We start from the raw sequence: 26,940 nt of genomic DNA on the forward strand, positions 1-26,940 counted from the left end.
GCGGTCTTGTCGGCCGCATGACGCGCTCGTAAATTCACCGCGAACCGGACCAGCCCCTGTTCGGAACGGAGAAAAGAGCAGCTCATGAACCTCCCCGGCATAGAAACCCTCGCCAAGGCGCCGTTCGCCGAAGGCGATGTGTTCATCGCCGGCCGCTGGTGTGCGGCCGAGGACGGACGGACGTTCCCCGTGCACGACCCGGCCACCGCGGAGCTGATCCGCGAGGTGTCCGCGGCGGGCCCGGGGGACGCTTTGGCGGCGGTCGAGGCGGCCCAGGCGGCCGCCGCCGGGTGGCGGGCGACGCCGGCCCGCCGTCGTTCGGAGGTCCTGCACACGGCGTTCGCGCTGATGCGCGAGCACACCGACACGCTCGCCCGCCTGATCGTCCTGGAGAATGGCAAGGCATACCGGGACGCGGTGTCCGAGGTCGGTTACGCGGCCGAGTTCTTCCGCTGGTTCGCCGAGGAGGCGGTGCGGATCGGCTCCTCGTTCGGCGATGCGCCCGGTGGCGGCTTCCGGCATGTCGTGCGCAGGCATCCGGTGGGCGTCACCGCCTTCGTCACACCGTGGAACTTCCCGGCCGCGATGGCCACCCGGAAGATCGCCCCGGCGCTCGCCGCCGGCTGCCCGGTGCTCCTCAAGCCGGCCCCCGACACCCCCTTCACCGCCCTCGCGATCGCCGCCCTGCTGAGCGAGGCGGGCCTGCCCGACGGGCTGCTGAACGTCCTGCCGACCGACCGCGCGCCCGAGGTGGTCTCCGCCTGGCTCCGCGACGAGCGGGTCCGCAAGTTCTCCTTCACCGGCTCCACCGCCACCGGCCGGACCCTCCTGGGGCAGGCGGCGGCGAACGTGGTCAACGTGACCATGGAACTGGGCGGCAACGCCCCCTTCATCGTCTGCGAGGACGCCGACGTCGACGCCGCGGTGCGCGGTGCGATGGACGCCAAGATGCGGGGCGGTGGCGAGGTCTGCATCGCCGCCAACCGGTTCTACGTCCATGAGTCCGTCGCCGCCGAATTCACCGAGAAGTTCGCGGCGGCCATGACCGCGGTACGCGCCGGAGCGGGTCTGGAGGAGGGCGTCACCCTCGGCCCGATGATCAACCGGACCGCCGTGGAGTCCATCCGTTCCCTGGTCGACGACGCGGTCACTCGTGGCGCGAAGGTCGCCGCGCGGGGCAGCGTGCCCGAAGGCCCTGGCTGCTACCACCCGGCCACCGTCCTGGTGGACGTGCCCGAGGACGCCCGGATCATGAACGAGGAGGTCTTCGGGCCGGTCGCGCCCCTGGCCACCTTCACCGACGAGGACGAGCTGGTGGCCCGCGCCAACGCCACCGTGCACGGCCTCGCCTCGTACATCTACTCGCGCGACGTGGGCCGGGCCCTGCGCCTGGCCGAGCGCCTGGAGACCGGCATGGTCGGCCTCAACCGGGGCCTGCTGTCCGACCCGGCCGCGCCCTTCGGCGGCGTCAAGCAGTCGGGCCTGGGCAGGGAGGGCGGCCGCGAGGGCATCGAGGCCTTCCTGGAAACGCAGTACATCGCCCTCGACTGGCCGACCGACTGATTCCCCCTCTCCCCACCGCTGCTCCCGGGGCCACTCCTCCCCGGCCGCTCTCTCCCGGGGCAGCGGTCTCCTCCCCCTCTCAGCGAAGGACCCGCGCATGGCAACGACGCCTGTGACCGAGCAGAACGAGCCCAGCACACCGCCGGGCGCACCCGCCACCGAACGCGAACGGAAGCGGCTGCACACCAAGCTGAAGCTGGCCACCCAGATCGGCCAGGGAATCGACGGCTACATCATCGGCGGCATCGGCCTGGCGATGGGGGCGATCACTGACGACCTCCATCTGTCCTCCATGGAACAGGGGCTGGTCGGCGCCTCACCGCTGATCGGGATCTTCATCGGAGGGCCGCTCTTCGGCCGGCTGGCCGACCGGTTCGGACGCCGGCCGGTGTTCCTGATGGACATGCTGATCTTCCTGATCGGCTCGGTGCTCCAGTTCTTCGTCGCGGACGGCACCCAGCTCATCCTCATCCGGCTGGTGATGGGCGTGGCGATCGGCGGCGAGTACGCGATCGGCGCCCCGCTGCTGTCGGAGTACGCGGGCCGGCTGGGCCGCGGGCGGCTGCTGGCGAGCCTGGAGATCAGCTGGTACGTGGGATACGCGCTGGCCACCGTCGTGGGGGCGCTGTTCACCTCCGTCGACGGCGGCTGGCGCTGGTCCCTGGCGAGCAGTGCGGTGATCGCGGTGGTGTGCGTGGCCCTGCGTGGTGGCATCCCGGAGTCCGCGCGCTGGCTGCTGAGCAGGGGACGCCGGGACGAGGCCGAAGCGCTGATCGAGAAGTACGGCATCGAGGTGGATGTCGAAGCGGAGTTGGACGACCGCGACGAGGTGCGGCAGGACGGGTTCCGCGCGCTCTTCAGCCGGCAGCATCTGCGTTCCACGGTGTTCGCCAGCGTCTTCTGGGCCGCCCTGGTGCTGCCGTACTTCGCCATCGGCACCTTCTGGACCGAGGTTTTCGAGGCTCTGCACATGGGGGACAACGCGGTGGCGGCGCTGCTCGTCTACTCCTTCACCGCCGTGGCCGGTGTCACCGCGGGGTGCCTCGTCGTGGACCGGATCGGCCGCCGCAAGCTGCTGATCCCGCCGTTCTGGATCACGGCCGCATGTCTGGCCCTGGTGGCGGTGTGGCCGTCCTCCACCCCCGTCATCGTCGTCGGCTTCCTGTTCTTCATCTTCCTCAACGCCGCCTCCAGCGCGCTGACCGCGGTCTATCCGCTGGAGGTGTTCCCCACCTCCCTGCGCACCACGGGCGTCGGCTTCGCGACGGCCATGAGCCGGGTGGGCGCCGCGATCGGCACGTTCCTGCTGCCGATGGGGCTCGACCACTTCGGCGCGGAGTTCGTGCTCCTGATCGGCGCCGGAGTGCTGGTGGTCGGCGCCCTCGTGTCCCAGTTCCTGGCGCCGGAGACCACCGACCTGGACCTGGCCCGGGCGGCGCGAACGGCCCGCGAGGGGGCGTAGGGACAGGCGGCGGCCGGCTACCCGGCCGAGAGACGGGGTGCGCCGACGGTGCTGCGGAAACGGGCGCGGTAGACCGTCGGCGAGACCCCGAGGGTCTGCTGGAACACCCGCCGCAGCGACTCCGAGGAGCCGAACCCCGCCTGCCGCGCCACCTCCTCGACCGTGCCGGTGCCGTCCGCGAGAAGTGCCTGGGCGGCCTCGACGCGGACGGCTTCGACGTAGCGGCCGGGCGTGATGCCGACCTCGGTGCGGAACAGCCGCTCCAGGTGTCGGGCGCTCACGCCGCCCGAGGCGGCCAGCGTGGCCCGCGTGTGGCACCCCGCGGGGTCCGCGGTGACGCGGTCCATCACCCGGCGCACCGCCGGATGCCGTGGCTGACGCGGGGCCAGCCGCGCGCTGAACTGCGCCTGCCCGCCCGGGCGGGCCATGAAGACCACCAGTTGCCTGGCCACATTACGGGCCACCTCCGCTCCCCAGTCCTCCTCGACCAGGGACAGCGAGAGGTCGATTCCCGCGGTGATGCCGGCCGATGTGGCCACATGGCCGTCCCGGACGAAGACGGGATTGCCGTCCACGCGCACCTGGGGGTAGGCGGTGGCCAACTGCGCCGCCAGCTCCCAGTGCGTGGCGGCGTGGCGGCCGTCCAGGATGCCGGCCTCGGCCAGCACGAAGGCGCCCGCGCACACGGACGCCACGCGCTTGGCCCGCACCGACAGCCGGGTCACGAGCCCGACCAGATCGGTGTCGGCCACGGCCGAACGCCAGTCCCTCCTCCCCGGGACCAGCAGGGTGCCCAGGCGCGGTGGCAGTGTGCCGGGCGCGCCGTCGGCGCCGATCACGAGTCCGGAGGAGGTGGTGACGGTGTCACCGGCGGGGGAGACGACCCGTACGTCGTAGTCGGCGCCGTAGTGGTTGGCCGTGGTGAAGACCTCCACGGGGCCGGTGACATCCAGCAGCTGCACCCCGTCGAACGCGACGATCACGACGGTGCGCCCGCCACGGGACGCCGGTGACGCCCGGCGCGCTATTCCGTCCACGGCGAATCCAGGATCGTCCGGACGAAGTTCCCCCGCTCGAAGCCGGGGACGAAGTGCTCCAGGACATCCGCCTTGACGTTGCCGAACGTGGTCTGCGGCTTGGGGCGGATGCCATCGGCGAACGCCCGCAGAATCCTGTTCTTGAAATCGGGGCGCGGATGCAGCGCCACGACCGCGGCCCGGTCCTCGGCGGAGAGATCCTCGTACCCGATGCCGAGCACGTCGTACTCGACACCGGCCGTCACCAGCGCCACTTCCGGTTCCATGAACTCGGGGACCCCGGGAGTGGTGTGCAGGGCGATCGCCGTCCAGACCCGGCGGATGCTGTCCTCGGGTACGCCATGGGCCTGCAGAAACCGCTTCGCCTCGGCCGCGCTGTCCACCTCGAAACGGCGGCCACTGTCATGGAACGCCTCGTTCAGGCCCACATCGTGGAACATCGCCCCCAGGTACAGCAGCTCCGGGTCGAAGCTCAGGTCGCGCCGGTGGCCCTGCAGGCTGCCGAAGAAGTAGACCCGACGTGAATGGTGATAGATGAGCTCGCTCGTCGTGTCCCGAATCAGCTCCGTGGCCTCGCGCGCCAGCGTCGTGCCCGGCACCTTCACGCCTGCCGCGACAGCAGTGTCAGTCGTCATGTGTCCGCTCTCCGTGTCCATAGCAGTACGCCCCTGTGGGGCACTGTCCACAGCCTCGCGCGGCGGCCGGCCCGCTTGCCATGACGATAGCGCCCTGTATCCCACGGATAGCGACGGGAAACGCCGGTGGTGGCCCCGCGGCGCAGCTCCCCGGTGGACCGCGGCGTACGACACCGCAGACCGTCCTGTTCCGGTCACCGGATAGAGTCGAATCGAGAGAAGAGGAACATCGAGGGCCTTCTCATGCGGAAAGTACGCCACGACCTCGATGCCACGGACCGGCGGATCACGGCCGTTCTGCTGGCGTCGCCCCGGGCCTCCTGGCGGAGCGTCGCCGAGGTGCTGGGTAGGACGACGAAGCGCTCATCGACGCGCTGGTGGAAGACTCCCGGATGACCTATGGAGAGCTCGCCCGTCGCACGGGCCGGACTCCACGGGCCGTACGGAGCCGCCTGGACGCCCTGGTGGAGGCGCATGGCGTCCGGCTGGCCACCGAAGTCGATCTGGCCCTGCTGGGGGTGCACGCCGAGGCCCTGCTGTGGATCACCGCGGATCCGGGGGCGCTGGAGGAGACCGGGCAGATCCTCAGCAGGCATCCGCAGGTGCGCTTCACCGCCGCCACGACGGGTTCGAGCAGTCTGCTGGTGGCGGTGGCCGCCACCGATCTGAGCGCGCTGTATGTGATTCTGACCGGCACGGTGGGGGCCTTGCCACATATCTCCGGGCTTGAGGTGACCCCCATTCTCTCCGGCGTCAAGCGCACCGGCCTGGTACGCCCCGCGTCGATTTCCGTGTGAGGGGCTCGGTGAGTCTCAGCCGAAGTGCCGGATCCGTGCGGTGGCCTCGGGCGCGTACGGAGGCCAGTCGCCCGGAGAGCCACCGGCGATGAACGTGGTGACAGCAGTGGCGAAGGCCCGGCCCATCGCCCGCTCCGCGTCGGAGGGGCTCCCCAGCATCGGACTGTCGGGGTAGCTGTCGAAGGTGCCGAAGAGGAAGGGCAGTTCACCGCAGTGCGTGGCGCCGAGATGGCCGGGGTCGTGGGCGGGACGGTAGTCGAACTGGTAGACGTACGTGGCATTGCCACCCGCGGCATGGTGGTCGGCCATCCGCAGGGCGCCGTCACGGAACAGCTCATCGGTCTGCAGTGCGGTGAAGACCTGGGCGGGGGCCGCGTGCGGGAGCCTGTCGGCGTACCGCTGGTAGACCTCCGGCGCCTCGTGGCCGAGCCGGCTGGTCAGGAGGTCGACGGCACCCTCCCGGGTGAGCGACTGGATGCGCGGCTCGAAGGCGAAGAAGGCGCTCATCTCCTCCTGGGCGGTGCCGATCAGCAGGGCCTTGCCCTCCAGCGCCCCGTCCAGGAGCGCGTCCCGCCAGGCCCGTGGCATACCGGCGCCGCCGAGAACCGGGTACATCGGAGGGGCGACGTTGCCCGGGCGCGCGAGCCGGGCCGCCAGCTCGCCGTAGGCGGACAGAAGACGCTCGACGGGAAGCGAGCGCAGCACCTGGCCGGGCTCCGCGCCTCGCGGGATGTCCAGCAGCCGCTGGTACTCCTCGGCGGCCTCGGCTGCCTGCTCCGGACTCTGCGGCTTAAGGCCCCAAGGGCCGCTCTGCAGGAGCACACGGTCGACGAGCCCCCCGGTCGCCGGATCCAGGGCCAGCGACAGGGCCGAGTACGCACCGGCCGACTGCCCGCCGACGGTCACGGCTCGCGGGTCGCCGCCGAAGGAGGCGATGTTGTCGCGCACCCAGCGCAGCACGGTGGCCTGATCCTGAGAGCCGAGGTTGTCGGCGCCGATCCGCGGGAGATACAGATAGCCGAGTGGCCCCAGCCGGTAGTTGGCGGTTACGACCACCACATTGCCGACCTCCGCCAGGCGGGCTCCGTCGTACCAGTCCCACCCGCCCGAGCCACTGCTGAAACCGCCGCCGTGGAACCAGACCAGAACCGGACGGGGGACCTTCTCCTCCAGTGCGGGCCGCGGAGCCCACACGTTCAGAGTGAGGCAACCGTCCTCGTCCCAGTCGGGCCTGCGCGTCCCCATGACCCGCTCCAGCCGGGACGGCGCCTGCGGCACGGCCGGTCCCGGCCGCACCGCTTCCCGTACGCCCGTCCAGCCCGGGTGGGTGTGCGGGGCCGCGAAGCGCGCCGCGCCCACCGGTGAGGCGGCGTAGGGGATCCCCCGGAAGGACACCACGGCACCCTCGTCCGAGCCCCGGAGCTTGCCCCGGTCCGTGGCCACGACCTGGTCCGCCAGGTTTGTCATCGACTCCACCTCTCTCGCTTCACCGACGTTCTGGTCTCGTTCTATGTCAGCCTGCGCGGAGGAGCCAGAACAGCGGGTGAGGGCGAGGATTCGGCGACAAATGATCTCCGGACCAGCCGAAAGTGCGACGTGCGGTACGCGCCCGTGCCACGTCAGCCTGGCTGACGTGGCATCGGTGAAACGTGGGACGGATGGTGGCGGTCTACGGCTGCTCGTTCTCCTCGAGCCAGCGGAAGAAGGCGATCTGCCGGGACATGACGGAGATCAGTTCGTAGGCGGTGTGCGAGGCGGCCACGGAGGTGATCTCGGCGTGGTCGTACGCCGGGGCGACCTCGACCAGGTCGGCGGAGACCAGATAGCAATCGCTGAGCCCGCGCACGATCTCCAGGAGTTCCCGCGAGGTGAGGCCACCCGCCTCGGGGGTGCCGGTGCCGGGGGCGTGTGCGGGATCCAGGACGTCTATGTCCACGGATATGTAGAGCGGCCGCTTGCCGATGCGCTCCTTGAGCTGCTGCACCACCTCGTCCACCCCGCGCCGCATCACATCGGCCGAGGTGACGATCCCGAAGCCCAGCTTGGTGTCCTCGTCCAGGTCTTCCTTGCTGTACAGCGAGCCGCGGGTGCCGACGTGTGAGAGCGCGGAGGTGTCCAGGAGGCCCTCCTCGGCCGCGCGGCGGAACGGCGTTCCATGGGTGTACTGGGCGCCGAAGTAGGAGTCCCAGGTGTCCAGGTGCGCGTCGAAGTGCAACAGCGCCACCGGGCCGTGCCGGCGGGCCACCGAGCGCAGGATCGGCAGTGCGATGGTGTGGTCGCCGCCCAGCGTCATCAGCTGCGCGCCCGTGGACAGCAGAGCGTCCGCGCCCTGCTCGATGCTCTCGACGGCCGCGTCGATGTTGTGCGGATTGGCCGTGATGTCACCGGCGTCCGCCACCTGGGCGTAGTGAAACGGGTACACGTCCTGGGCCGGGTTGTAGGGGCGCAGCTGGCGCGAGGCCTCCCGGACGGCGTTCGAGCCGAAGCGGGCGCCCGGCCGGTAGGAGACACCCGCGTCGAACGGCACCCCGACCACGGCGATATCCGTGGTGCCGACCTGGTCCAGACGGGGGACACGGCCGAAGGTCGCCGGGCCCGTGAAGTGCAGGGTGGCATCGGTCTCATGGGGCGGAACGGGCATTGCCATGTCGGGAGGGTTCGCGGTCATGCGGTGCTGAGTCCTTCTTCTGTGGGGGGAATGATCCGTGTGGGGGGAATGCCGGCCTGGTCGAGGCCGTGTTACGTGGATGATGAAAGCGTCCGTTGGTGAACGGGGAAGGGCGCTCGCCTGGCTCCGCGGCAGTCCTGCGCACATCGCCAGGTGACCCGCTCGGCGCCCAGGGATTGCGGACGCGCGAAGCGGTCGTCAGTCGGTACTCCTGCGGGGGAAGGAGTGCCGCGCCTAGGACACGTGGCGGACGCGCCGGGAGCCGGCCATGGGGACCGGGTTTCCCGGATCCGGGAAACCCGGTCCAGGAAACCCCCGGTCAGTGGGTCTTCGGCTCTCCGCGACGAGGCAGCGGCGCCCGCGACAGCCGCTCACTGGGCGCCGTCCCGGCGTTCGCTCACTCGTCACACCCTTGTGGTCCTCCGCCTCGCGGGCGGCTGCCTCGCGGCACGATGTGGGCAGCCCAGCACACAACCGCTGGCCTCTGCACGTACCTCGGTCATGTCCGATCGTAGAACCGGCAGTTATAACCCTCCCACCCGGCCTCCGATGACTGCTCGCGTCGGGCGAACGAGCGGTTGGACGCGCTACCCGTTACGGGCCTCCAGGCGGGCCATGATCCCCTTCGACGTCGGTTGGTTGCTGATCTCGGCCACGCTGTCGAGCGGCACCAGGACATTGGTCTCGGGGTAGTACGTGGCCGCGCAGCCGCGGGTGGTCGGATACGGGACCACCTCGAAGTCCTCCGCGCGGCGCTCCACCTCGTCGGTCCACACGCCCACGAGGTCCACGAACTGCCCCTCGAACAAACCGAGTTCGGCCATATCCGCCGGATTGACCAGGACCACCCTGCGCCGTCCGTGGATGCCCCGGTAGCGGTCGTTGTCCGTGTAGGGAATGGTGTTCCACTGGTCGTGGGAGCGCAGGGTCTGCAGCAGCAGATGCCCCTCGGGGGCCCGCAGCATGTCCCAGGCGTTGCGGGTGAACAGGGCCTTGCCGGCGGGGGTGGCGAAGACCCCCTCGTTGACCGGGTTGGGCAGCCTGATGCCACTGGGACGGGCCACCCGCCGGTTGAAGTCGTGGAACCCCGGAACGACGTGGGCGATGCGGTGGCGGATCGCCCCGTAGTCGGCCTCGAACTCCTCCCAGGGGATGCCGGCCTTGTCGCCGAGGGTGTGGCGGGCGAGCCGGCAGAGGATGGCCACCTCGCTGAGCAGCAGCTTGGAGGCCGGTTTCAGGCGCCCATAGGAGGTGTGCACCTCGCTCATCGAGTTCTCCACGGTGACGAACTGCTCGCCACCGGACTGGGTGTCCCGTTCGGTGCGGCCCAGGGTCGGCAGGATGAGCGCGGTCCGGCCGCAGACCGTATGGGACCTGTTGAGCTTGGTGGAGATGTGAACGGTGAGGCGGCAGCGCCGCATGGCCTCCTCGGTGACCGCACTGTCCGGAGCGGCCCGGACGAAGTTGCCCGCGAGCGAGAGGAAGACCTTGATACGGCCCTCGCGCATGGCCCTGATCGAGTTCACCGAGTCCAGCCCGTGGGCGCGAGGCGGATCGAAGCCGAACTCGCGCTGCAGCGCGTCCAGGAAGGAGTCCGGCATCTGCTCCCAGATGCCCATCGTGCGGTCTCCCTGCACATTGCTGTGCCCGCGCACCGGGCAGGCCCCGGCTCCGGCCCGGCCGAGGTTTCCGCGCAGCATCAGGAAGTTCACGATCTCCCTGATGGTGGGGACACCGTGGCGGTGCTGTGTCACCCCCATGGCCCAGCAGACGATGATGCGCTTGCTGCCCAGGACGGCGTCCCGGACCTGCTCGATCTCCTGGAGGGTCAGTCCGGTGGCGGCCAGGACGTCGTCCCAGGCGATGGTGCGGGCGTGCTGGGAGAACTCCTCGAACCCGCTGGTGCTGGAGCGGATGAAATCGTGGTCGAGTACGGTGCCCGGCCGGGCGTCCTCGGCCTCCAGCAGCAGCCGGTTCAGGCCCTGGAACAGCGCGAGGTCGCCGCCGCTGCGGATGTGGAGGAAACGATCGGCGATACGGGTGCCGGGTCCGATCACCCCGCGGGCCCGCTGCGGGTTCTTGAACCGCAGCAGTCCGGCCTCCGGCAGCGTGTTCACCGCGATGATGTGGCCGCCGTTGATCTTCGCCTGCTCCAGCGCGGAGAGCTGTCGCGGATGGTTGGTACCGGGATTCTGGCCCACCAGGAAGATCAGGTCGGCCTGGTGCAGATCGTCCAGGCTCACCGTGCCCTTGCCGGTGCCCAACGTCTCGTGCAGCGCGACGCCACTGGACTCATGGCACATATTGCTGCAGTCGGGCAGGTTGTTGGTGCCGAAGGCCCTGGCGAAGAGCTGCAGTACGAAGGCGGCCTCGTTGCTGGCGCGCCCCGAGGTATAGAAGACCGCCTCATCCGGGGAGTCCAGCGACGTCAGCTCCGCGGCGATCAGCTTCAGGGCGTCATGCCAGCTGATCGGCTCGTAGTGATCCGCGTCCGGCCGCTTGACCATCGGTCCGGTGAGCCGGCCCTGCTGGTTCAGCCACAGGTCCGAGCGGCGGCCGAGTTCGGAGACCGTATGCGTACGGAAGAAGTCGGCGGTGACGCGCCGCGCGGTCGCCTCGTCGTTGATGTGCTTGGCGCCGTTCTCGCAGTATTCGTTGCGGTGCCGGTGGCCGGGGGCGGGGTCGGCCCAGGCGCAGCCGGGACAGTCGATGCCCGCCACCTGGTTCATGGTCAGCAGCGTCGTCGCGGTGCGCCGGACCGTCGTCTCCTCCAGTGAGTACTCCAGCGCATGGGTCACCGCGGGCACTCCCGCCGCCCACTTCTTGGGCGGCGTGGCGGAGAGTCGTTCGTCCGGCTCGTGTCTCGGCGCCTTCTTCATCAGGTGTGTCTCGCTCTCTTGGACGAGGGTCAGCCCACAGGCCAGCGAGCAACCCGGCTTCTCGGCGGTTCCGGTTCCGTCGGCTGTACGTGTCCGTTGTGGATCGACCCCCGCCAGGCGCCGCTCTCCTGGCCCAGGCCCTCGATGAACTCCTTGAAATGCCCGAGTTCCCTTTGGACCACACGGCGGGTGAGCCTGGAGGAGGCGTTCGTGAGGAGGGACGCGACTTTGCCGGGAGTGCTCTCTATGCGCACGGTGACCTGGGTGCGGTCCGGCGCCGTGGGGCGGAACGACACCTCACCCCAGTGGGAGGGGCGGCGCTGAAGGCAACGCCACACCACGGAGGAGTCCGGCCGCTGGTGCACGATCTCCGCCTGGAACGCGCAGCGCACCGGGCCGTACCGGATGACCCAGTGGGTGATCGCGGGTTTGATCTGCTCGACCCGCTTCACCGCGGACATGAACCGCGGAAAGCTCTTGAACTGGGTCCACTGGTTGTAGGCGGTGCGTACCGGGACCGCGACCTCGATCGTCTCTTCGATGGTGTTCATGGCCCACCTGTCTCCAGATCTGCCCTCAGTGTCACCGCCCGACCAGCAGGTCGCCAGATGGATCTTCCTTCTACGTGAATGACAATCTGCAGTCAACCCGTTGTTTGACTGCATGAATTCATGCATGCTGGCGCTGTCCGAATGTGAACGGTCGGGAGGCAGGCGTGGCAGTGCACACGGAGGCGGCGGACGCGCGGACGGCATGGGACCGGGATGCGGCGCCTGTGCCGGGCACCACCTCGAAGGAGCCGCTCACCGGCTTCCACATTCGGGTGACGGCCACCACCTTCGGGGCGAATTTCTCCGACGGCTACGCCCTCGGCGTCATCGGCGCGGTGCTGCCCGCGCTCGGCACCGATATGCACCTGTCCGGCATGTGGCAGGGCCTGCTCGGCGCCTCCGCCCTGATCGGCCTGTTCTTCGGCAGCATCCTGCTGGGGCGGGTGGCCGACGTCATCGGGCGCCAGAAGCTGTATCTCTACAACTTCGTACTCATTGCCGTCGCCTCCGCCGCCCAGTTCTGGGCGCACAGCCCGCTGGTCCTCTTCCTGCTCCGGCTGGCCATCGGCTTCGGTCTGGGCGCCGACTACGCCGTCGGTCCGACCCTGCTCTCCGAGTTCGTCCCCAGCCGGCTGCGCGGCGTCCTCCTGGGCTCACTCACCGTGCTGTGGACCGTCGGCTACGTCCTGGCCAACGTCCTGGGCACCTACATCCCGATCAACGGCACCTCCGCGTACTGGCTGCTGGCCAGCGGCGCGGTGCCCGCCGTGCTGGTGCTGCTGCTGCGGATCGGTATCCCGGAATCCCCGAGCTGGCTGGCCGCCCGAGGCCGGGCCGCCGAGGCCGCGAAGATCCGCCGCACGTATCTGGGGCAGTCCGAGGCCACCGCCGCCGACGCCCAGGCCGCGGCCGCAAAGCAGCCGCCCGCCGCCCGGTACCGCGAGCTCTTCGCCCCCGGCCAGGCGACCAAGACCTGGTTCGGCGTCGTCTTCTACAGCGCCCAGGTGCTGCCCTACTTCGCCATCTACACCTTCATGCCGCAGATCCTGGCCACCTTGCGGATCTCCGGCGCCGACACCCAGAACCTGGTGCTCAACCTGGCCCTGCTGCTCGGCGGTGTGATCGGGCTGTGGCCGGTGCAGCGCCTGGGCCGCAGGCCGTTCACCATCGGCACCTTCACGATCCTCACGCTCTGTCTGGCGGCGATGGCTGTACTCAGCGGTGCCTCCAGCGGGGCGCTGATGGTCCCCTTCCTGATCTACACCTTCGTCATGGCCGGTGCCTCCACCATCACCCAGGTCTATCCGGCCGAGCTCTTCCCCACCGCGCTGCGCGGCTCCGGGGTCGGCTTCCTCAACGGCACCAGCAGGGTCGCTTCCGCCATCGGCACCTTCGTGCTGCCGGTCAGTCTGAGCCACTTCGGCGCGGGGTGGTCGATGGGCTGGATGGCGCTGGTGCTGTTGCTCGGAACGGTCGTCAGCCTGGCCTGGGCGCCGGAGACCCGGGACACCCTCACCGCCGAGGACCTCCACCACTGACGCCCGCAATGGGCAGTCGCCCGGCGCTGCCCGGCCCCGCACACGGAGGGGAGGTCATTCATGTGCTCTTCCCCGTTGGTTGCCGGACATCTTCCTGTGTTTGTTGTGTTTGCACTCATGGGCCTCATAACGTGCCCTCGATCCCCGCCGTCCCATCGTGTGACCGGGCTGGAGCTGGCGCCGCCCGCCGCTGCCGCACCGGCATCAGGCGCCACGGGCGCGCCCGCCTGGCACCCCGACCCCGAAAGCCCCAGATTCACCCTCGCCGTCATGCCGGACACCCAGTACCTCTTCGACGGCGAGAGCATCCACCCGGCGCCGGTGGAGGCGTCCTTCCGCTACCTCCTCAGTCACGCACGCGAGGAGAACATCGTCTTCCTGTCCCACCTCGGCGACCTCACCGAGCATGGGAAGGCCACCGAATTCGGGCCGATCGCCCGGGCGTTCCGCCTCCTGGACGAGCGGGGCGCCGCCTACGGCGTGGTGGCCGGAAACCACGACCTCGACTCGTCCACCGACGACCAGCGGGGCCGCACTCCCTACCTGGACGCCTTCGGCACCGGCGGTTCCGCTCCTCGCCCTCGTTCCGCGGAGCCGGCCCGGACGGCTACAACACGTACGCCATGATGTCCATCTGCACATCACCAACTCCCAGGACCGCTACTACGGCGGTGCCGGGGTGATCCGCCTCTACCAGTTCGACCTGGCCCGCCACACCATCGACGTCCGGATGCTCTCCCCGTGGGGCCTGGACCGCGACGATGACCACCTCAACGAGCTGGAGCGGGGCGAGATCGAACGCACCGGTCCCCACTTCAGCGTCCCGATCGACTTCGAGCGACCGTCCCGATCACCGATCACTCGGGGCGTGGAACCACCTCACCAAGGCCGCTCAGCCGACGGGGCCGCAGTGGCGACGCGGGGAAAGACGGGCGGTGAAACGGAGGAGCCGGTGGTCACCCTCTCGCTGTCCGACGGCCATGTGCTCCAGTGGGCCGTCTATCCGCTGAAACAGGACGGCGCGGTCACCAACTGGAGCCATGAGCTGCCGCTGAACACCTGGTGGCATGGGGCGGTGGTGAACGACGGACGACAGACCACGCTGTATGTGAACGGCTGCCCGGTGGCGCGCAATCCCTCGATCCCGGCGACGCAGTGCGGGCCGCCGTCCAATACCCCGGTCCAATTGCGGCGCGACGGCCTTACGCGAGCGCCGCGGTACGGCTCATCGTTCGCCGACCTCGCCCGGAGTCACAGCCATGTCGTCGCCGGCCAGATGGCCACGGCCGCGGCGATGAGCAGCGTGATGTTGAGAGCGACCTGGCGGTCTCCGCGGCTCAGATGGACCCTGGTCGCGCCGAGCTGGAGGACCACGAACCCGATGGCCGCGGCCAGGGCCAGCCAGGGCGCGATGCCGGTCAGCGGCGGGAGGATCAGCCCGATCGCGCCCAGCACTTCGATCACCCCGATGGCCCGCACGGCCGGCATCGGCGTGGTGTCCACCCAGGCCATCATCGGCCGGAGCCGCTCACGGCTCCGGACCACCTTCACCCCGCCCCCGTAGAGGTAGAAGAGAGCGAGCAGGCCGGCGACGATCCAATAGGCGACGTTCACGATGCCGACTCCGTCCTCTGATCGAAGTCGGTGGCGGGCTCGGTGGCGTAACGGCGCATCACCTGGATGTTCGCCTGCGGGGTCAGCGCCTGGCCACCGGCGATCATGTCCTGCAGGTCCCGGAAGTACCGCACATACAGGTCCGGTGTGAACGTGCTGAGCATGACGGCCGGTTGGTCGGTCGTGTTGGCAAAGGTGTGCGGGGCACCGGGAGGGACCATCACGAGCGTGCCCGCGCCGGCGTCGTAGTCCTGTTCTCCGACCGTGAATCGCACGGTGCCGGAGATGACGTAGAAACCCTCGTCGTGCTCGGCGTGGCGGTGTTGCGGCGGTCCGGGCGTGTGCGGTGCGAGGACGGACTCGGCGAGCCCGAGGCGGTGTCCGGTGTTGCTGCCGTCTTCGAGGATGCGCAGTCGCGTGGTGCCCAGGACGATCGTCTCGCCGTCGCCCGGGCCCACCACCGATACGGCGGGGTCGGCCATCGGCTCGCTGGTCTTCGGTTCATCAGTCACCCGTCGATTCCAGTGCCAGTGCGCTGCGACTGTCCAAGACCCATGCTGTGCTGTCGATACCGTACGGGTATCGTTCCACCATGGAGCTACGGACACTGCGCTATTTCGTGGCGGTCGCCGAGGAACTCCACTTCGGCCGGGCGGCCGTTCGGCTGCATATGAGCCAGCCGCCACTGAGCCGGGCGATCAAGCAGCTGGAGACCGAACTCGGCGCCGCGCTGTTCCACCGATCGCCCGCCGGTGTCGCGCTCACTCCGGTGGGGACCGTGCTGCTGGACGAGGCGCGCGCCCTGCTCGAGCAGGCAGACCGGGTACGCGTACGCGTGGCCGCCGCGGCCGGCGCCGCCACCATCACCGTGGGCCTCCTGGCCGACAGCGCCGACCCGGGCGCGACCCGGCTGGCCGGCGCCTACCACCGGCGGCACCCGGGCGTCGAGGTCCACATCCGCGAGACCGACCTGACCGATCCCACCTGCGGACTGCACGCCGGACTGGTCGACATCGCCCTGACCCGCGCGCCGTTCGACGAGACCGGTCTGACCGTGCACGAGCTGCGCACCGACCCGGTGGGCGCGCTGCTGCGCGCCGACGATCCGCTGGCCCGCCGCGACAGCCTGAAACTGGCCGACCTCGCCGACCGCCGCTGGTTCCGTTTCCCGGAAGGCACCGACCCCCTCTGGCAGGCGTACTGGAACGGCGGGGAACCTCGCCAGGGCCCGGTGGTGCGCGGCGTCCAGGAATGCCTGCAAGCCGTTCTGTGGAACGGCACGGTCGGCATGACCCTCGTGGGCCACGAACCGGCGGCGGGGCTCGCCGTGGTGCCGCTGATCGACATGCCGCCGAGCCGTGTGGTGGCGGCGTGGAACGAGGACGACACGAATCCACTGATCCGCTCCTTCGTCCAGATCGCCATCGCGGCCTACCGCGACTGAGCCACCGGCGGGTCACCGACTACGGCCGGTGCGACCCACGAGCGGTGTCAGTCATCGCCCTGCTCCATCCTGACCAGGTGTACGGCTGTGCTGGCCCAGTCGCCGGGCCGGAGGTCCGGGTGGAATCCGTACGCGGTGAGCACGGTGGCATGGCGCACCTCACCGGTGCGGGTGTCGCGGTAGCGGGCGCCGGGGGTGAGCCCGCGCAGCCGTACCGGCAGCCGCGGAACTCCGTGGCGCGGGCCGCGCTGCCAGGCCAGCACCAGGGTCTCGGCGCCGTCCTCGGCGGCGTACTGCACCACGGTCGGCGACTCGCCGGGCGGCCCGGACAGCCGGTACAGGGCGCCGTGCTGGACGAGGTGGCGCACCCGCTTGTACTCGGCCACCAGCTCGGCGCCCTCGGCGAGTTCCTCCTCCGACCAGCGGGTCAGATCGCCGCCGATGCCCAGCAGCCCGCACATGGCCACGTGGAAGCGGAACCGCAACGGCACGGTGCGCAAGGTGAGCTGATGGGGCACGTCGGTCACCCAGGCGGACATCGTGCGCGCCGGGTGGAGCTGACCGAAGCCGTGCTGGATGACCAGACGGTCGACCGCGTCGGTGTTGTCCGACACCCACGCCTGGTCCGTACGGGTGAGGATGCCCAGATCGACGCGTCCGCCACCACCGCTGCACGTCTCGATGCGCAGCCCGGCATGGTCGGCCCGCAGCCGGTCGAGGACGCCGTACAGATTGGCCACATAGCCCGTCCAGAGCCGGTCGTTGCCGTCCGGGGGGCCGGGCCACCCCGCCTCGCTGAAGGCGCGGTTCATATCCCACTTGAGGAAGTCGATGCCGTGGTCAGCGACCAGCCGGGTCAGCCAGCCGTAGGCCCAGTCGGCGACGTCGTCGCGGGCGAAGTTCAGCACGAGCTGGTTGCGCAGCTCGCTGCGGGCCCGGCCGGGGGTGTGCAGAACCCAGTCGGGGTGCGCGCGGTAGAGGTCGCTGTCGGGGTTGACCATCTCCGGCTCCACCCAGATGCCGAAGCGCATGCCCAGGCGGTGCACCGTGTCGGCCAGGGGGCCGAGGCCCTCGGGGAAGCGGTCCTGGGCCGGGGTCCAGTCGCCGAGCCCCGCGTGGTCGCTGCGCCGGGCCCCGAACCAGCCGTCGTCGACGACGTACAGCTCCACGCCCAGGGCCGCGGCCCGCTCGGCCAGCGCCTTCTGGTTCGCCTCGGCCACGTCGAAGCCGGTGGCCTCCCAGGAGTTGTAGAGCACGGGTGCCACCTCATGCCCGTGCGGCAGGACGTGGTTGAGCGTGTACGCGTGCCAGGCCCGGCTCGCCGCACCGAACCCGCCGTCCGTGAACAGCCCGGCGAACACGGGGGTGATGAATTCCTCGCCCGGCGCGAGCGGCACGCAGGTGCCCTCGTGGCCGACGCCGCCGGAGAACCCGGCGCGTCCGTCCGGTGTGCGCTGGACGGTGAGGCGCCAACTCCCGCTCCAGGCCAGGGCCGCGCCGAACACCCGGCCGTACTCCTCGGTCGCGTCGCCCGCGTCCACCATCACCCAGGGGGCGGCGTGATGGCTGGTGATGCCACGCCGGCTGGTCAGCACGGTCTCGCCGTACGGCAGGTGTTCGCGGCGCAGCTGACTCTCCGCGGACCACTGGCCGGTGATATGACTGAGCCGGTAGTCGGCCGTCGCCGGCAGGGACCAGGCGGCCGAGTCGGCCCGGACCAGGCTGAGGTGCTGGTCACCGTCGTTGTTCAGCACCGTCCAGCGCTCGATGACATCCGTGTCGTCCCGCACCCTGTAGTGGAGGGCGACGCGCAGCGGATAGTGGCGGTCGCGGAATTCCAGCGAGAGTTCGTGGACGCCGTCGGACGGCGTGCGGAGCCGGTGCCCGGTCGGCTGCCACTCGAAGGCGCGGGAGCCGTCCGCGTAGCGGACCTGGAGGGACGGCGTGCCGTAGCGGGTGCCGCCGTCGACCGGCAGTTCCTCGCCCACCGCGGGCCGTCCCTCGAAGCTGCTCGCCGCCTCCCCGGCGGGCACGACCAGTTCCTCCGCCTCCGGCAGCGTCAGCCGCGGCCCCCACGCGAGGTGGCAGGGCGCGCCCGTCTCGTCGATGCGCAGGGCGTATGACGTACGGGGAGTGGTCAGCAGCCAGACCCCGGTGTCCGGGGCATGGGAGATCGTCGGCATCGGGCCTCACGTTCGGGAGACGACGGGGGAGCGGCGGGTGCCGCCCGCGGATGCGGGGCGCTCGGTGACGGGGACGAGGATCGCCTCGTAAGCCAACGAGACCTTCGATCACATGTCAACACCCCGTGTGTGGCTGGCTTTGGAGCCGGGATCAGGGCTCACAGGCAATCCTCAGGAGATTCCTGCTTCTTTCATTGACAGCGGAAAATAAGGAGCCTAGGTTCCCGGCCATGTCCTCGCCCTCTGCCGTCGAGTCGTTCCCCGCGAACACGTCGGCCGCCGCGCAGATCTTCACCACGGTCCTGTCCCAGGGCCCGCTCACCCGTATGGAAGTGGCCCGGCGGGCGGGGCTGTCGGCCGCGGCCGTCACCAAGGCGGTCCGTCCCCTGATCGAGGCCGGCTACCTGGTGGAGGACGTGGACGAGGACGCGCGCCCGGCGCTCGGGCGGCCCGCGAACCTGGTGCGGGTGGACGGCGGCCGTGCGCTGTTCATCGGGGTCAAGGTGACCGGAGACAAGATCATCGGTGTGCTCACCGACCTGTGCTGCCGGATCCTGGTCGCCCGGCACATCCCCCTCGCCGCCCGGGACCCCAAGGCGGTGCTGGGGTCGGCCACCGAACTCGTACGGGAGCTGCTCATCGAAGCGGACGGCCTCGGTGTGCGCGTCGCGGGTCTGGGCATGGCCGTCTCCGGCGACGTGGACCGCGCCGAGGGCGTCGTGCGCTACTCGCCCTTCCTGGAATGGCGCGATGTGCCGCTCGCCGAACTCGCCGCCATGACCACGGGACTGCCGGTCACCGTCGACAATGACGTGCGCGCGCTGACCGTGGCCGAGCAGTGGTTCGGGGCGGGCGTGGGCCTGTCCGGCTTCGCCGTCGTGACGGTCGGCGCGGGCATCGGCTGCGGCCTCGTGGTCCACGGCAGGGTGGTCGCCGGGGCTCATGGCGTGGCCGGCGAGGTCGGCCATGTCTCCGTCGACCCGGCGGGCCCCCGCTGCCATTGCGGCAACCGCGGCTGTGTGGAGGCCATCGCGAGCGACGACGCCATCGTCCGTCAGATGCGCGCGGCCACGGGGGTCCAGGTGGCCGACGCGGTCCAGGCCGCCGGACTGGCCCACGACGGCGTGGCCGGCGCACGGGAGATCTACGCACGGGCGGGCGACGCCATCGGCCGTGGCATCGCCACCGTGGCCAATCTGCTCGGCCCCGAACGCGTGATCATCTCCGGCGAGGGCCTGGCCGCCTACGACCTGTTCGCCGACCACATCCGTGCCGCCTTCGCCGCGGCGGCCTTCGGCTCCGCGGCGCAGTGCGATGTGCAGACCCGGCCGCTGCCCTTCGACGAATGGGCCCGCGGCGCCGCGGCCACCGCCATCCAGTCCTTCATCAGGTCGGACGCGAACCAGCAGATGCGAGGAGCAGCCATGACGCAGCACGCCTGAACCAAACCGGAAAAACCGAGAAACACCGTGCCCTCCGCGACCCGCTCCCGCTCCCGTCGCGGACGCGGCGACCGCCGCTCCCTCGCGGTCGCCACCACCCGCCGCTGATCGCCCCCGCCGGTCTTCGTCCGGCCGCCCGTCCCCGCCCCGATCGCGCTGTCGTTCCCCGAATGGCCGCGAGCCCACTACCTCGCCCGCCCCGACGCCCGTTCACCGGCGCGTTCACCCTCAATTCGGGCAAGGCCGAGCCTTCGCCGCCGTCTCCCCGAACCCCGCCGCGTCCCCCTCGCCACCCCCTTCCCCGGACCACACCTCCAGAAGGCAGGACCCATGCGGTCATCCTCGTACCCCCTCATGCCCGTACGCGGTCTGAGAACCGTCGTCGTCATGGCCCTCGCCGCAGGCTTCGCCACCGCCATCCCGGCGGCGCAGGCACAGCCCGGCGACAACAAGGCCGCCCCGGCATCCCCGGCGGCCTCGGCCACTGTCGCCGCCAAGCCCTATATGGGCTGGACCAGTTGGAGCATGCAGTCATCGAAGTACCCGGGTCTCAACCCGAACGGCGACTACAGCTACCTCACCGAGGCGAACGTCCTCAAGCAGACCGACGCCATGGCCGCCAAGCTGAAGAAATACGGCTACGAGTACGTCAACATCGACGCCGGCTGGTGGCGCGACTACGGGTGGACGCCCGAGTTCGACGAGTACGGCCGGCAGAAGGCCGATCCGGTGCGCTTCCCCAGCGGTATGAAGTCGGTCGCCGACCATATCCACTCCAAGGGTCTCAAGGCCGGTATCTACCTGCCCGTCGGCCTGGAGAAGGAGGCGTACGGCGGGGGCAAGGTGCCGATCTGGAAGGCCGAGGGCTGCACCACCGCCGACATCGTCTACGACGACCTGCGCACCACCAATGGCTGGGACAGCGCGTACAAGATCGATTTCTCCCGTCCCTGCGCACAGAAGTACATCGACTCCCAGGCCCAGCTGTTCGCAGACTGGGGCTATGACTTCCTCAAGCTCGACGGTGTGGGCCCGGGCTCCTTCAAGAGTGGCGACAACTACAACAACGTCGCCGACGTGGCCGCCTGGCAGAAGGCGATCGCCGCCACCGGCCGCCCCATCCATCTGGAACTGTCCTGGTCCCTGGACATCGGACATGCCGCCGACTGGGAGAAGTACTCCAACGGCTGGCGCATCGACACCGACGTCGAGTGCTACTGCAACACGCTCGTCAGCTGGGAAAACTCCGTGGACGACCGCTGGAGCGACGCCCCCGCCTGGACCCGGCACGCCGGCCCCGGCGGCTGGAACGACCTCGACTCCCTCGACGTGGGCAACGGCGAGATGGACGGCCTGACCAAGGCCGAGCGGCAGAGCTACGCCACGTTGTGGGCCATCGCCAAGTCCCCGCTCTACACCGGCGACGACCTGACCAGGCTGGACTCCTACGGCCTGTCCCTGCTGACCAACCGAGAGGTCATCGCCGTCAACCAGAGCGGCGACGCGCCCGCGAAGCCGGTCACCCCGTCCGACCCGCAGCAGGTGTGGGCCGCGAAGAACAGCGACGGCACCTACACGGTCGCCCTGTTCAACCTCGCCGACAAGCCCGCCTCGGTGACCGCCGACTGGTCGACGCTCGGCTTCACCGGCAAGGCCGCGGTCCGGGATCTGTGGAACCACGAGAGCCTCGGCAGCCACAAGGACAAGATCACCCAGGCCCTGCCCGCCCACGGCTCCCGCCTCTTCACGGTCACCCCGCGCGGTGACGCGCTCACCTGGACCGGCATCGAGGCCGAGTCGTCCGCGAACACCCTCAGCGGCAACGCCTCCGTCGCCGACTGCCCGGCCTGCTCCGACGGCCACAAGGTCGGCAACCTCTACACCGGCGGCAAGCTGACCCTCAACAACGTGGTCGTCGACAAGGCCGGCACCTACCAGATCAAGGTCGCCTACATCAGCGGTGACGCCCGCTCCGTCGCCGTCTCGGCCAACGGCGGCGGCGCCACGAGCCACGCCTTCCCCTCGACCGGCGACTGGTCCACCGTCAGCAGTGTCCACGTACCGGTGGCGCTCAAGGACGGCTCCAACACCATCACCTTCGACAGCGGTTCCGGCTACGCGCCGGACATCGACCGGATCGACGTACCGAAGTCCTCCTGAACCCGCGGGGGCCCGGCCCCGGCCGGGCCCCCGCGCCGATCTCAGACGCTTGGAGCCGCCATGAACCCCCGCCCGACCGACGTCGGCAGTGACCCCAGCAGAGAGCCCGGTAGAGCCCCCGGGAGTGACCCCAGCAGAAGAACCGCGCTGTCCCTCGCGGCGACCGCCGGTCTCACCGCCGCTCTCGGCGCCCTGCCCGCCTTCACCGCCTCCGCCGCGCCCCGGCGCCCCGCCGACACCCCGCCGCTCACCGGCACCTCACACGACCAGCTGTGGTGGCAGGCCCCCGGCGACGAGGGCTCCCTGATCGAGCAGGGCCTGCCGGTCGGCAACGGCCGCCTCGGCGCCCTCGCGAGCAACGACCCCGGCCGTGAACTCCTGCTGATCACCGACGCCACGATGTGGACCGGCGGCCTCAACGACACCCTCGACGCCGACGGCCAATTCCCCTATGGTCGGGGCGACTTCGGCTCCTTCACCCTGCTCGCCCGGCTCACCGTGGACATCCCCGACCACGACCTGTCCGGCGTCAACGGCTACCGCCGCAGCCTCGACCTCGCGCAGGGACTGGTCACCAGCTCCTACGTCCGCTCGGGTGTCACCTACCGGCGCCAGGTCTTCGCCAGCCACCCCGACGACGCGATCGTCCTGCACTTCACACAGAGCGGCGGCGGCCACTACACCGGCACCATCACCCTGGGGGGCACCCACGGCGAAAAGGCGTCGAACGCCGAGTCGTTCGGCGCCTCCTTCCCGGGCGGGCTGCGGTACGGCGCGGCGGTCACGGCATACGGCAGCGGCGGCCGGGTCCGGGTCAACGGCACACGCATCGACTTCTCCGGCTGCAAGGACCTCACGGTGGTGGTCAGCGGCGGCACCAACTATGTGCCCGACGCCGAGCGCGAGTACCGCGACCCCTCCCTCGACCCCGAGAAGCTGGCCCGTACGAAGGTCCACGCCGCCGCCCAGCACTCCGCGGACACCCTGCGGCGCACCCATATCGCCGACTACCGCGGCCTGTACGAGAAGTTCACCCTCTCACTCGGCACCTCCACGGACACCCAGCGATCCCTGGACACCTGGCAGCGCCTCACGGCACGCGCCCGGGACGGTGTGCCCGACCCCGAACTGGAGGCCGCCTACCTCCAGTACAGCCGCTACCTGATGATCTCCGGCTCGCGCGACAGCCTGCCCCTGAACCTCCAGGGCCTGTGGCTGGACGGCAACGACCCGGACTGGATGGGCGACTACCACACCGACATCAACATCCAGATGAACTACTGGATGGCCGACCGGGCGGGCCTGTCCGCGTGCTTCGACGCCTTCGCCGACTATTGCCTCGCCCAGCTCCCGTCCTGGACCGAGCTCACCCACGACCTCTTCAACGATCCCCGCAACCGCTACCGCAATTCCACCGGGAAGGTCGGCGGCTGGGCCGTGGCCTTCTCCACCAACATCCACGGTGGAAGCGGCTGGTGGTGGCATCCCGCGGGCAACGCCTGGCTGAGCAACAGCCTGTACGAGCACTACGAGTACACCCAGTCGCGGGAGTATCTGGCGAAGGTCTACCCGCTGCTCAAGGGCGCCTGTGAGTTCTGGGAGGCGCGGCTGCTCACCACCACCCTCCCCGGCACCTCAAAGGAGGTGCTGATCGACGACAGCGACTGGTCGCCCGAACACGGCCCGCAGGACGCCAAGGGCAACACCTATTCCCAGGAGCTGGTGTGGGCGCTGTTCGGTAACTTCGCCGCCGCGGCCGCCGAGCTGAAGAAGGACACCGACTACGCGGACACGATCAGCGCGCTGCGCAAGAAGCTGTACCTGCCGGAGGTGAGCCCGAAGTCCGGATGGCTCCAGGAGTGGATGTCCCCCGACAACCTCGGCGAGACCACCCACCGCCATCTGTCCGTCCTGATCGGCCTGTTCCCCGGCGACCGCATCCGCCCCGACGGCTCCACTCCCCAGGAGATCGTGGACGGGGCCACCGCCCTGCTCACCGCGCGCGGCATGGACAGCTTCGGCTGGGCCAACGCCTGGCGCGCCCTGTGCTGGACGCGGCTGAAGAACGCCGACAAGGCATACCAGCTCATCGCCAACAACCTCCGCCCCTCCATCGGCGGCAGCAACGGCACCGCGTTCAACCTGTTCGACATCTATGAGGTCGAGAAGGGCCGTGGCATCTTCCAGATCGACGCCAACTTCGGCACCCCGGCCGCCATCAGCGAGATGCTGCTGTACTCCCGCCCCGGCCACCTGGAGCTGCTTCCCGCCCTGCCCGACGCCTGGGCCGCCTCCGGCTCGGTGACGGGATTGGCCGCGCGGGGCGGCTTCGTCGTCGATCTGCGCTGGAAGCGGGGGGTGCCGACGTCGGTCCGGATCCACAGCGTCGGCGGCCGCACCACGACGGTGGCCCACGGCGGCACCTCCCGTACGATCCGCCTGGCGCCCGGCGAGTCCCACACGCTGAACGGGTTCGCCCGATGACGGTCCGCCGCGCCGCCCTCGGCGGCGCGGCCGCCGCACTGCTCGCGGCCGCCGCCCTCCACGCCACCCCCGCCCAGGCGGCGGGCAGCCGGCACGACGTCGTCACCTGGGCGGCGAGCGCGGATCGCCTGGGGGAGGGGACACCGGACCGCGGCTACCGGATGGTCGTGCACACCAGCGTCGGCGGGAGCGATCTGCGCATCCGTCTCTCCAACGCCTTCGGCGACCGGCCGCTGACCCTCGACAGCGTCTACGCCGGCGTTCAGAAGTCGGGTGCCGAGCTGAAGCCGGGCAGCAACCGGCGGCTGACCTTCGGCGGCGGGCACTCCGTCACCGTCCCGGCGGGCGAGACCGTGCTCAGCGACGCCCTGCCCGGCAGCCTGCCCGCCGCGACCAACCTGGTCGTCAGCCTCCACACCCCCGACGCGGCCGGTCCGGCCACGGGGCACGGGATGGCGATGCAGACGTCGTACACGACCCAGGGCGATCACACGGGAGAGGAGAGCGCCACCCACTGGACGGAGACCACCGGCTCCTGGTTCTACCTCGACGCCGTCACGGTCCGCACGTCCGCCGCCACCGGGGCCGTGGTGGCGCTCGGCGATTCCATCACCGACGGCTGGCAGTCCACCATCGACCTCAACCGCCGCTGGCCCGACTATCTCGCGCGCCGGTTGCACAAGGCGGCCTCCGACGTCCGGGGAGTGGCGAACGAGGGGATCTCCGGCAACAAGGTCCTCGCCGACGGCGCCGGGCAGAGCGCCCTGAACCGGCTCGACCGCGACGTGCTGTCCCTCCCGGGCGTGCGGACCGTGTTCCTCTTCGAGGGGGTCAACGACATCAAGGCGCACACCGGTGTCACCGCCGCGGACATGATCGACGGCTATCGCCAGATCATCGCGCGGGCGCACGCGGCCGGGAAGTGCGTGGTCGGCGCCACCGTGGGCCCCTTCAAGGGCTGGTCCGAATGGGACGAGGCCGCCGAGCGGGTACGCCAGGACGTCAACGCCTTCGTCCGCGGCAGCGGCGAGTTCGACGCGGTCACCGACTTCGACCGCGTCCTGCGCAGCCCCTACGACCTCGAGCGGGTGCTGCCATTCCTCGACAACGGCGACCATCTGCACCCCAACGACAAGGGGATGCAGGCGATGGCCGATGCCATCGACCTCACGGCGCTCGACTGCACAGACGGCCCGCGCTCCACGGGCTGAACCCGGGCCGGTGAGTGGCCGGGCGCGGCTGGTGGAACACCGCGCCCGGCCACCCGGCTCGTTGGGATGCGCCGGTCATGCCGCTGCCGTCGCGGAGGACCGGGGCGCCCGTCTCACTGCTCGCCCGGACGGCGTGCCGGAGGCGGTGGGGCAGCACCTCGCCCGAGGTGAAGCGGCCCGGCCGGAAGTCCTTCAGCAGGGGGGACTCATGGCCGTGGAGCTCGTCCGCGACCAGGCGACCGAGCAGCGGGGCCAGGGTGATGCCGCTATGGGTCGCCACCACGTAGAACGGAACGTCGGTGGCGGGGAAGCCCGCCACCGTGAAACCGTCGCCCGGCATGGCGCGTTGGCCGACCCGGACCTTCTCCACGACGGTGCCCTCGGCGGCGTTCAGCACCTCGGGCAGACGGGCCAGCATGTCGGTGGCGATCTCGCCGTCGGGCGCGTACGGCGTGGCGGGGTCCGCGGCCGCGTCCAGGTCCAGGGCCTGGAGCAGCAGACGGCCACCGCCGTCGGGACGGACGTTGAGCCGCGGGCCGGTCAGGACGCGGGACAGGCGCGCGGCCGTCGGTGCGGTGGTGGCGAGGAAGCCGACCGTCGTCGAGCCCGCGAGATCCGGGTCGGCCATGGGGACGTGCGCACCGGCCAGCTCGGCCACGCCCTGTGTCCACCGGCCCGCGCAGCTCACCACCGTGTCCGCCACGTAGCGGCCGCCGTCGGCGCAGATCACGGCCGTGCCCGCCGGGCCGTGCTCGATCGCGGTCACCCTGGCGCCGCCGACCACCCTCACGCCCCGGTCCCTGGCCGCGCCCAGCAGCCGGGACAGCAGCAGCACGGGCAGTGTGTACGCCTCATGAGGAAAGAAGGCGAACACGGCGTCCGACGGTGTCGCCGCGAGGTCCGGCTCCAGCTTCCCGGCTTGTTCCGCGGTGATCCACTCCACCGGGTAGTCCCTGGCCGTCAGCCGCGCCACCCGCCCGGCCAGCACCTCCTTGTGCCGGTCCGTCACCGCCCACTCCAGGTTCCCGGCGGGGAAGAACCACGGCGCGCCCTCCCCGGCCAGCTCGTCGTGTGCGCGCATACCGGCGTGGTTGAGCGCGAAGTACGGCTCCGGCTCCTTGTTCGCGCTGTTGATCCAGGCGAACGAGTTCGCGGTGGTACCCGCTCCCGGGTGATCCGCCTCGAGCACGGTGACCCGGGCGCCACGCGCGGCCAGTTCCGCCGCCACGGCCGCGCCCACCACTCCGGCTCCGATGACCACAACTCGCACGG

The 26,940-nt window shown here is 70.5% G+C and carries 19 protein-coding genes and 1 pseudogene; 10 read left to right on the forward strand and 10 right to left on the reverse strand.

Annotated elements, in window-relative coordinates:
• The first annotated feature begins 84 nt into the window (after positions 1-84).
• The gene (locus BLV72_RS36345) at positions 85-1,563 is read left to right on the forward strand and encodes an NAD-dependent succinate-semialdehyde dehydrogenase (RefSeq protein ID WP_093467730.1); all 1,479 of its coding nucleotides are present in this window, start codon (positions 85-87) and stop codon (positions 1,561-1,563) included.
• A gap of 97 nt (positions 1,564-1,660) precedes the next feature.
• A complete protein-coding gene (locus BLV72_RS36350; RefSeq protein ID WP_093467732.1) occupies positions 1,661-3,025 on the forward strand; it encodes an MFS transporter in 1,365 nt (454 codons plus the stop codon).
• 17 nt (positions 3,026-3,042) lie between these two features.
• Here BLV72_RS36350 and BLV72_RS36355 read toward each other — a convergent pair whose 3' ends face one another.
• Positions 3,043-4,053 carry a GlxA family transcriptional regulator gene (locus tag BLV72_RS36355; RefSeq protein ID WP_167746650.1) on the reverse strand — a complete coding sequence of 337 codons (1,011 nt, stop codon included), beginning with the start codon at positions 4,051-4,053 and terminating at the stop codon, positions 3,043-3,045.
• Positions 4,050-4,697 carry an HD domain-containing protein gene (locus BLV72_RS36360; RefSeq protein WP_093467733.1) on the reverse strand — a complete coding sequence of 216 codons (648 nt, stop codon included), beginning with the start codon at positions 4,695-4,697 and terminating at the stop codon, positions 4,050-4,052. The genes BLV72_RS36355 and BLV72_RS36360 overlap by 4 nt, the downstream gene beginning before the upstream one ends.
• 365 nt (positions 4,698-5,062) lie before the next feature.
• Between BLV72_RS36360 and BLV72_RS36365 the strand changes: the two genes are divergently transcribed.
• Positions 5,063-5,494, forward strand: a complete 432-nt coding sequence (locus BLV72_RS36365) for an Lrp/AsnC family transcriptional regulator (RefSeq protein WP_425288550.1) — start codon at positions 5,063-5,065, stop codon at positions 5,492-5,494.
• Between the two features lie 15 nt (positions 5,495-5,509).
• On the opposite strand, the gene BLV72_RS36370 is transcribed toward BLV72_RS36365, so the two are convergent.
• From BLV72_RS36370 to BLV72_RS36385, 4 genes are all read right to left on the reverse strand, one after another.
• Complete coding sequence (locus BLV72_RS36370) at positions 5,510-6,961, reverse strand: carboxylesterase/lipase family protein (protein ID WP_093470750.1); 1,452 nt, start codon at positions 6,959-6,961, stop codon at positions 5,510-5,512.
• 202 nt (positions 6,962-7,163) lie between these two features.
• On the reverse strand, positions 7,164-8,135 hold the full coding sequence (gene speB / locus BLV72_RS36375) for an agmatinase (protein WP_208906090.1): 972 nt from the start codon (positions 8,133-8,135) through the stop codon (positions 7,164-7,166).
• A 614-nt stretch (positions 8,136-8,749) separates the two neighbouring features.
• Complete coding sequence (locus tag BLV72_RS36380; protein WP_093467736.1) at positions 8,750-11,041, reverse strand: FdhF/YdeP family oxidoreductase; 2,292 nt, start codon at positions 11,039-11,041, stop codon at positions 8,750-8,752.
• Positions 11,042-11,070: 29 nt separating this feature from the next.
• Positions 11,071-11,592 carry an SRPBCC family protein gene (locus BLV72_RS36385; protein ID WP_093467738.1) on the reverse strand — a complete coding sequence of 174 codons (522 nt, stop codon included), beginning with the start codon at positions 11,590-11,592 and terminating at the stop codon, positions 11,071-11,073.
• A gap of 164 nt (positions 11,593-11,756) precedes the next feature.
• Here BLV72_RS36385 and BLV72_RS36390 point away from each other — a divergent pair, with 164 nt between their 5' ends.
• Both BLV72_RS36390 and BLV72_RS36395 read left to right on the forward strand, forming a co-directional pair.
• Positions 11,757-13,130, forward strand: a complete 1,374-nt coding sequence (locus BLV72_RS36390; RefSeq protein WP_208905834.1) for an MFS transporter — start codon at positions 11,757-11,759, stop codon at positions 13,128-13,130.
• Positions 13,131-13,247: 117 nt separating this feature from the next.
• Positions 13,248-14,271: pseudogene (locus BLV72_RS36395) on the forward strand (metallophosphoesterase); the annotation flags it as partial.
• Between the two features lie 110 nt (positions 14,272-14,381).
• On the opposite strand, the gene BLV72_RS36400 reads toward BLV72_RS36395, so the two are convergent.
• Together BLV72_RS36400 and BLV72_RS36405 are read right to left on the reverse strand one after the other, a co-directional pair.
• Positions 14,382-14,744, reverse strand: a complete 363-nt coding sequence (locus BLV72_RS36400) for a DoxX family protein (protein WP_093467739.1) — start codon at positions 14,742-14,744, stop codon at positions 14,382-14,384.
• A complete protein-coding gene (locus tag BLV72_RS36405) occupies positions 14,741-15,226 on the reverse strand; it encodes a cupin domain-containing protein (RefSeq protein ID WP_167746651.1) in 486 nt (161 codons plus the stop codon). Before BLV72_RS36405 ends, BLV72_RS36400 begins: the two co-directional genes overlap by 4 nt.
• 110 nt (positions 15,227-15,336) lie before the next feature.
• Here BLV72_RS36405 and BLV72_RS36410 point away from each other — a divergent pair, with 110 nt between their 5' ends.
• Positions 15,337-16,188, forward strand: coding sequence for a LysR family transcriptional regulator (locus tag BLV72_RS36410; RefSeq protein WP_093470754.1), 852 nt, complete (start codon positions 15,337-15,339; stop codon positions 16,186-16,188).
• 47 nt (positions 16,189-16,235) lie between these two features.
• Here the strand turns inward: BLV72_RS36410 and BLV72_RS36415 are convergent, their stop codons facing one another.
• Entirely contained in the window at positions 16,236-18,371 is a 2,136-nt protein-coding gene (locus BLV72_RS36415; protein WP_093467741.1) for an alpha-galactosidase, read from the reverse strand.
• 230 nt (positions 18,372-18,601) lie between these two features.
• Here BLV72_RS36415 and BLV72_RS36420 point away from each other — a divergent pair, with 230 nt between their 5' ends.
• The 4 genes from BLV72_RS36420 to BLV72_RS36435 all read left to right on the forward strand — a co-directional run bounded on the left by BLV72_RS36420 (position 18,602) and on the right by BLV72_RS36435 (position 25,668).
• Positions 18,602-19,813, forward strand: a complete 1,212-nt coding sequence (locus BLV72_RS36420) for an ROK family transcriptional regulator (protein WP_093467742.1) — start codon at positions 18,602-18,604, stop codon at positions 19,811-19,813.
• 330 nt (positions 19,814-20,143) lie between these two features.
• Complete coding sequence (locus BLV72_RS36425) at positions 20,144-21,973, forward strand: alpha-galactosidase D (protein ID WP_093467744.1); 1,830 nt, start codon at positions 20,144-20,146, stop codon at positions 21,971-21,973.
• A gap of 60 nt (positions 21,974-22,033) precedes the next feature.
• Complete coding sequence (locus BLV72_RS36430; protein WP_167746456.1) at positions 22,034-24,457, forward strand: glycosyl hydrolase family 95 catalytic domain-containing protein; 2,424 nt, start codon at positions 22,034-22,036, stop codon at positions 24,455-24,457.
• Positions 24,454-25,668: an SGNH/GDSL hydrolase family protein gene (locus BLV72_RS36435; RefSeq protein ID WP_093467745.1), complete on the forward strand. Its 1,215-nt coding sequence runs from the start codon at positions 24,454-24,456 to the stop codon at positions 25,666-25,668. The genes BLV72_RS36430 and BLV72_RS36435 overlap by 4 nt, the downstream gene beginning before the upstream one ends.
• Here the strand turns inward: BLV72_RS36435 and BLV72_RS36440 are convergent.
• A complete protein-coding gene (locus tag BLV72_RS36440) occupies positions 25,625-26,938 on the reverse strand; it encodes an NAD(P)/FAD-dependent oxidoreductase (RefSeq protein ID WP_208905835.1) in 1,314 nt (437 codons plus the stop codon). The two genes, BLV72_RS36435 and BLV72_RS36440, sit on opposite strands and share 44 nt — an antisense overlap.
• Positions 26,939-26,940 lie beyond the last annotated feature (2 nt).

It is taken from the genome of Streptomyces melanosporofaciens (assembly GCF_900105695.1).
Taxonomy (GTDB): domain Bacteria; phylum Actinomycetota; class Actinomycetes; order Streptomycetales; family Streptomycetaceae; genus Streptomyces; species Streptomyces antimycoticus.

What these genes read in the sequence shown, in the direction of transcription:
- BLV72_RS36345 (WP_093467730.1), top strand. Translation starts at nt 85, where the DNA reads ATGAACCTCCCCGGCATAGAAACCCTCGCCAAGGCGCCGTTCGCCGAA.
- BLV72_RS36380 (WP_093467736.1), bottom strand. Translation starts at nt 11,041, where the DNA reads ATGAAGAAGGCGCCGAGACACGAGCCGGACGAACGACTCTCCGCCACG.
- BLV72_RS36360 (WP_093467733.1), bottom strand. Translation starts at nt 4,697, where the DNA reads ATGACGACTGACACTGCTGTCGCGGCAGGCGTGAAGGTGCCGGGCACG.
- BLV72_RS36435 (WP_093467745.1), top strand. Translation starts at nt 24,454, where the DNA reads ATGACGGTCCGCCGCGCCGCCCTCGGCGGCGCGGCCGCCGCACTGCTC.
- BLV72_RS36405 (WP_167746651.1), bottom strand. Translation starts at nt 15,226, where the DNA reads ATGGCCGACCCCGCCGTATCGGTGGTGGGCCCGGGCGACGGCGAGACG.
- speB (WP_208906090.1), bottom strand. Translation starts at nt 8,135, where the DNA reads ATGCCCGTTCCGCCCCATGAGACCGATGCCACCCTGCACTTCACGGGC.
- BLV72_RS36385 (WP_093467738.1), bottom strand. Translation starts at nt 11,592, where the DNA reads ATGAACACCATCGAAGAGACGATCGAGGTCGCGGTCCCGGTACGCACC.
- BLV72_RS36425 (WP_093467744.1), top strand. Translation starts at nt 20,144, where the DNA reads ATGCGGTCATCCTCGTACCCCCTCATGCCCGTACGCGGTCTGAGAACC.
- BLV72_RS36415 (WP_093467741.1), bottom strand. Translation starts at nt 18,371, where the DNA reads ATGCCGACGATCTCCCATGCCCCGGACACCGGGGTCTGGCTGCTGACC.
- BLV72_RS36420 (WP_093467742.1), top strand. Translation starts at nt 18,602, where the DNA reads ATGTCCTCGCCCTCTGCCGTCGAGTCGTTCCCCGCGAACACGTCGGCC.
- BLV72_RS36370 (WP_093470750.1), bottom strand. Translation starts at nt 6,961, where the DNA reads ATGACAAACCTGGCGGACCAGGTCGTGGCCACGGACCGGGGCAAGCTC.
- BLV72_RS36410 (WP_093470754.1), top strand. Translation starts at nt 15,337, where the DNA reads ATGGAGCTACGGACACTGCGCTATTTCGTGGCGGTCGCCGAGGAACTC.
- BLV72_RS36350 (WP_093467732.1), top strand. Translation starts at nt 1,661, where the DNA reads ATGGCAACGACGCCTGTGACCGAGCAGAACGAGCCCAGCACACCGCCG.
- BLV72_RS36430 (WP_167746456.1), top strand. Translation starts at nt 22,034, where the DNA reads ATGAACCCCCGCCCGACCGACGTCGGCAGTGACCCCAGCAGAGAGCCC.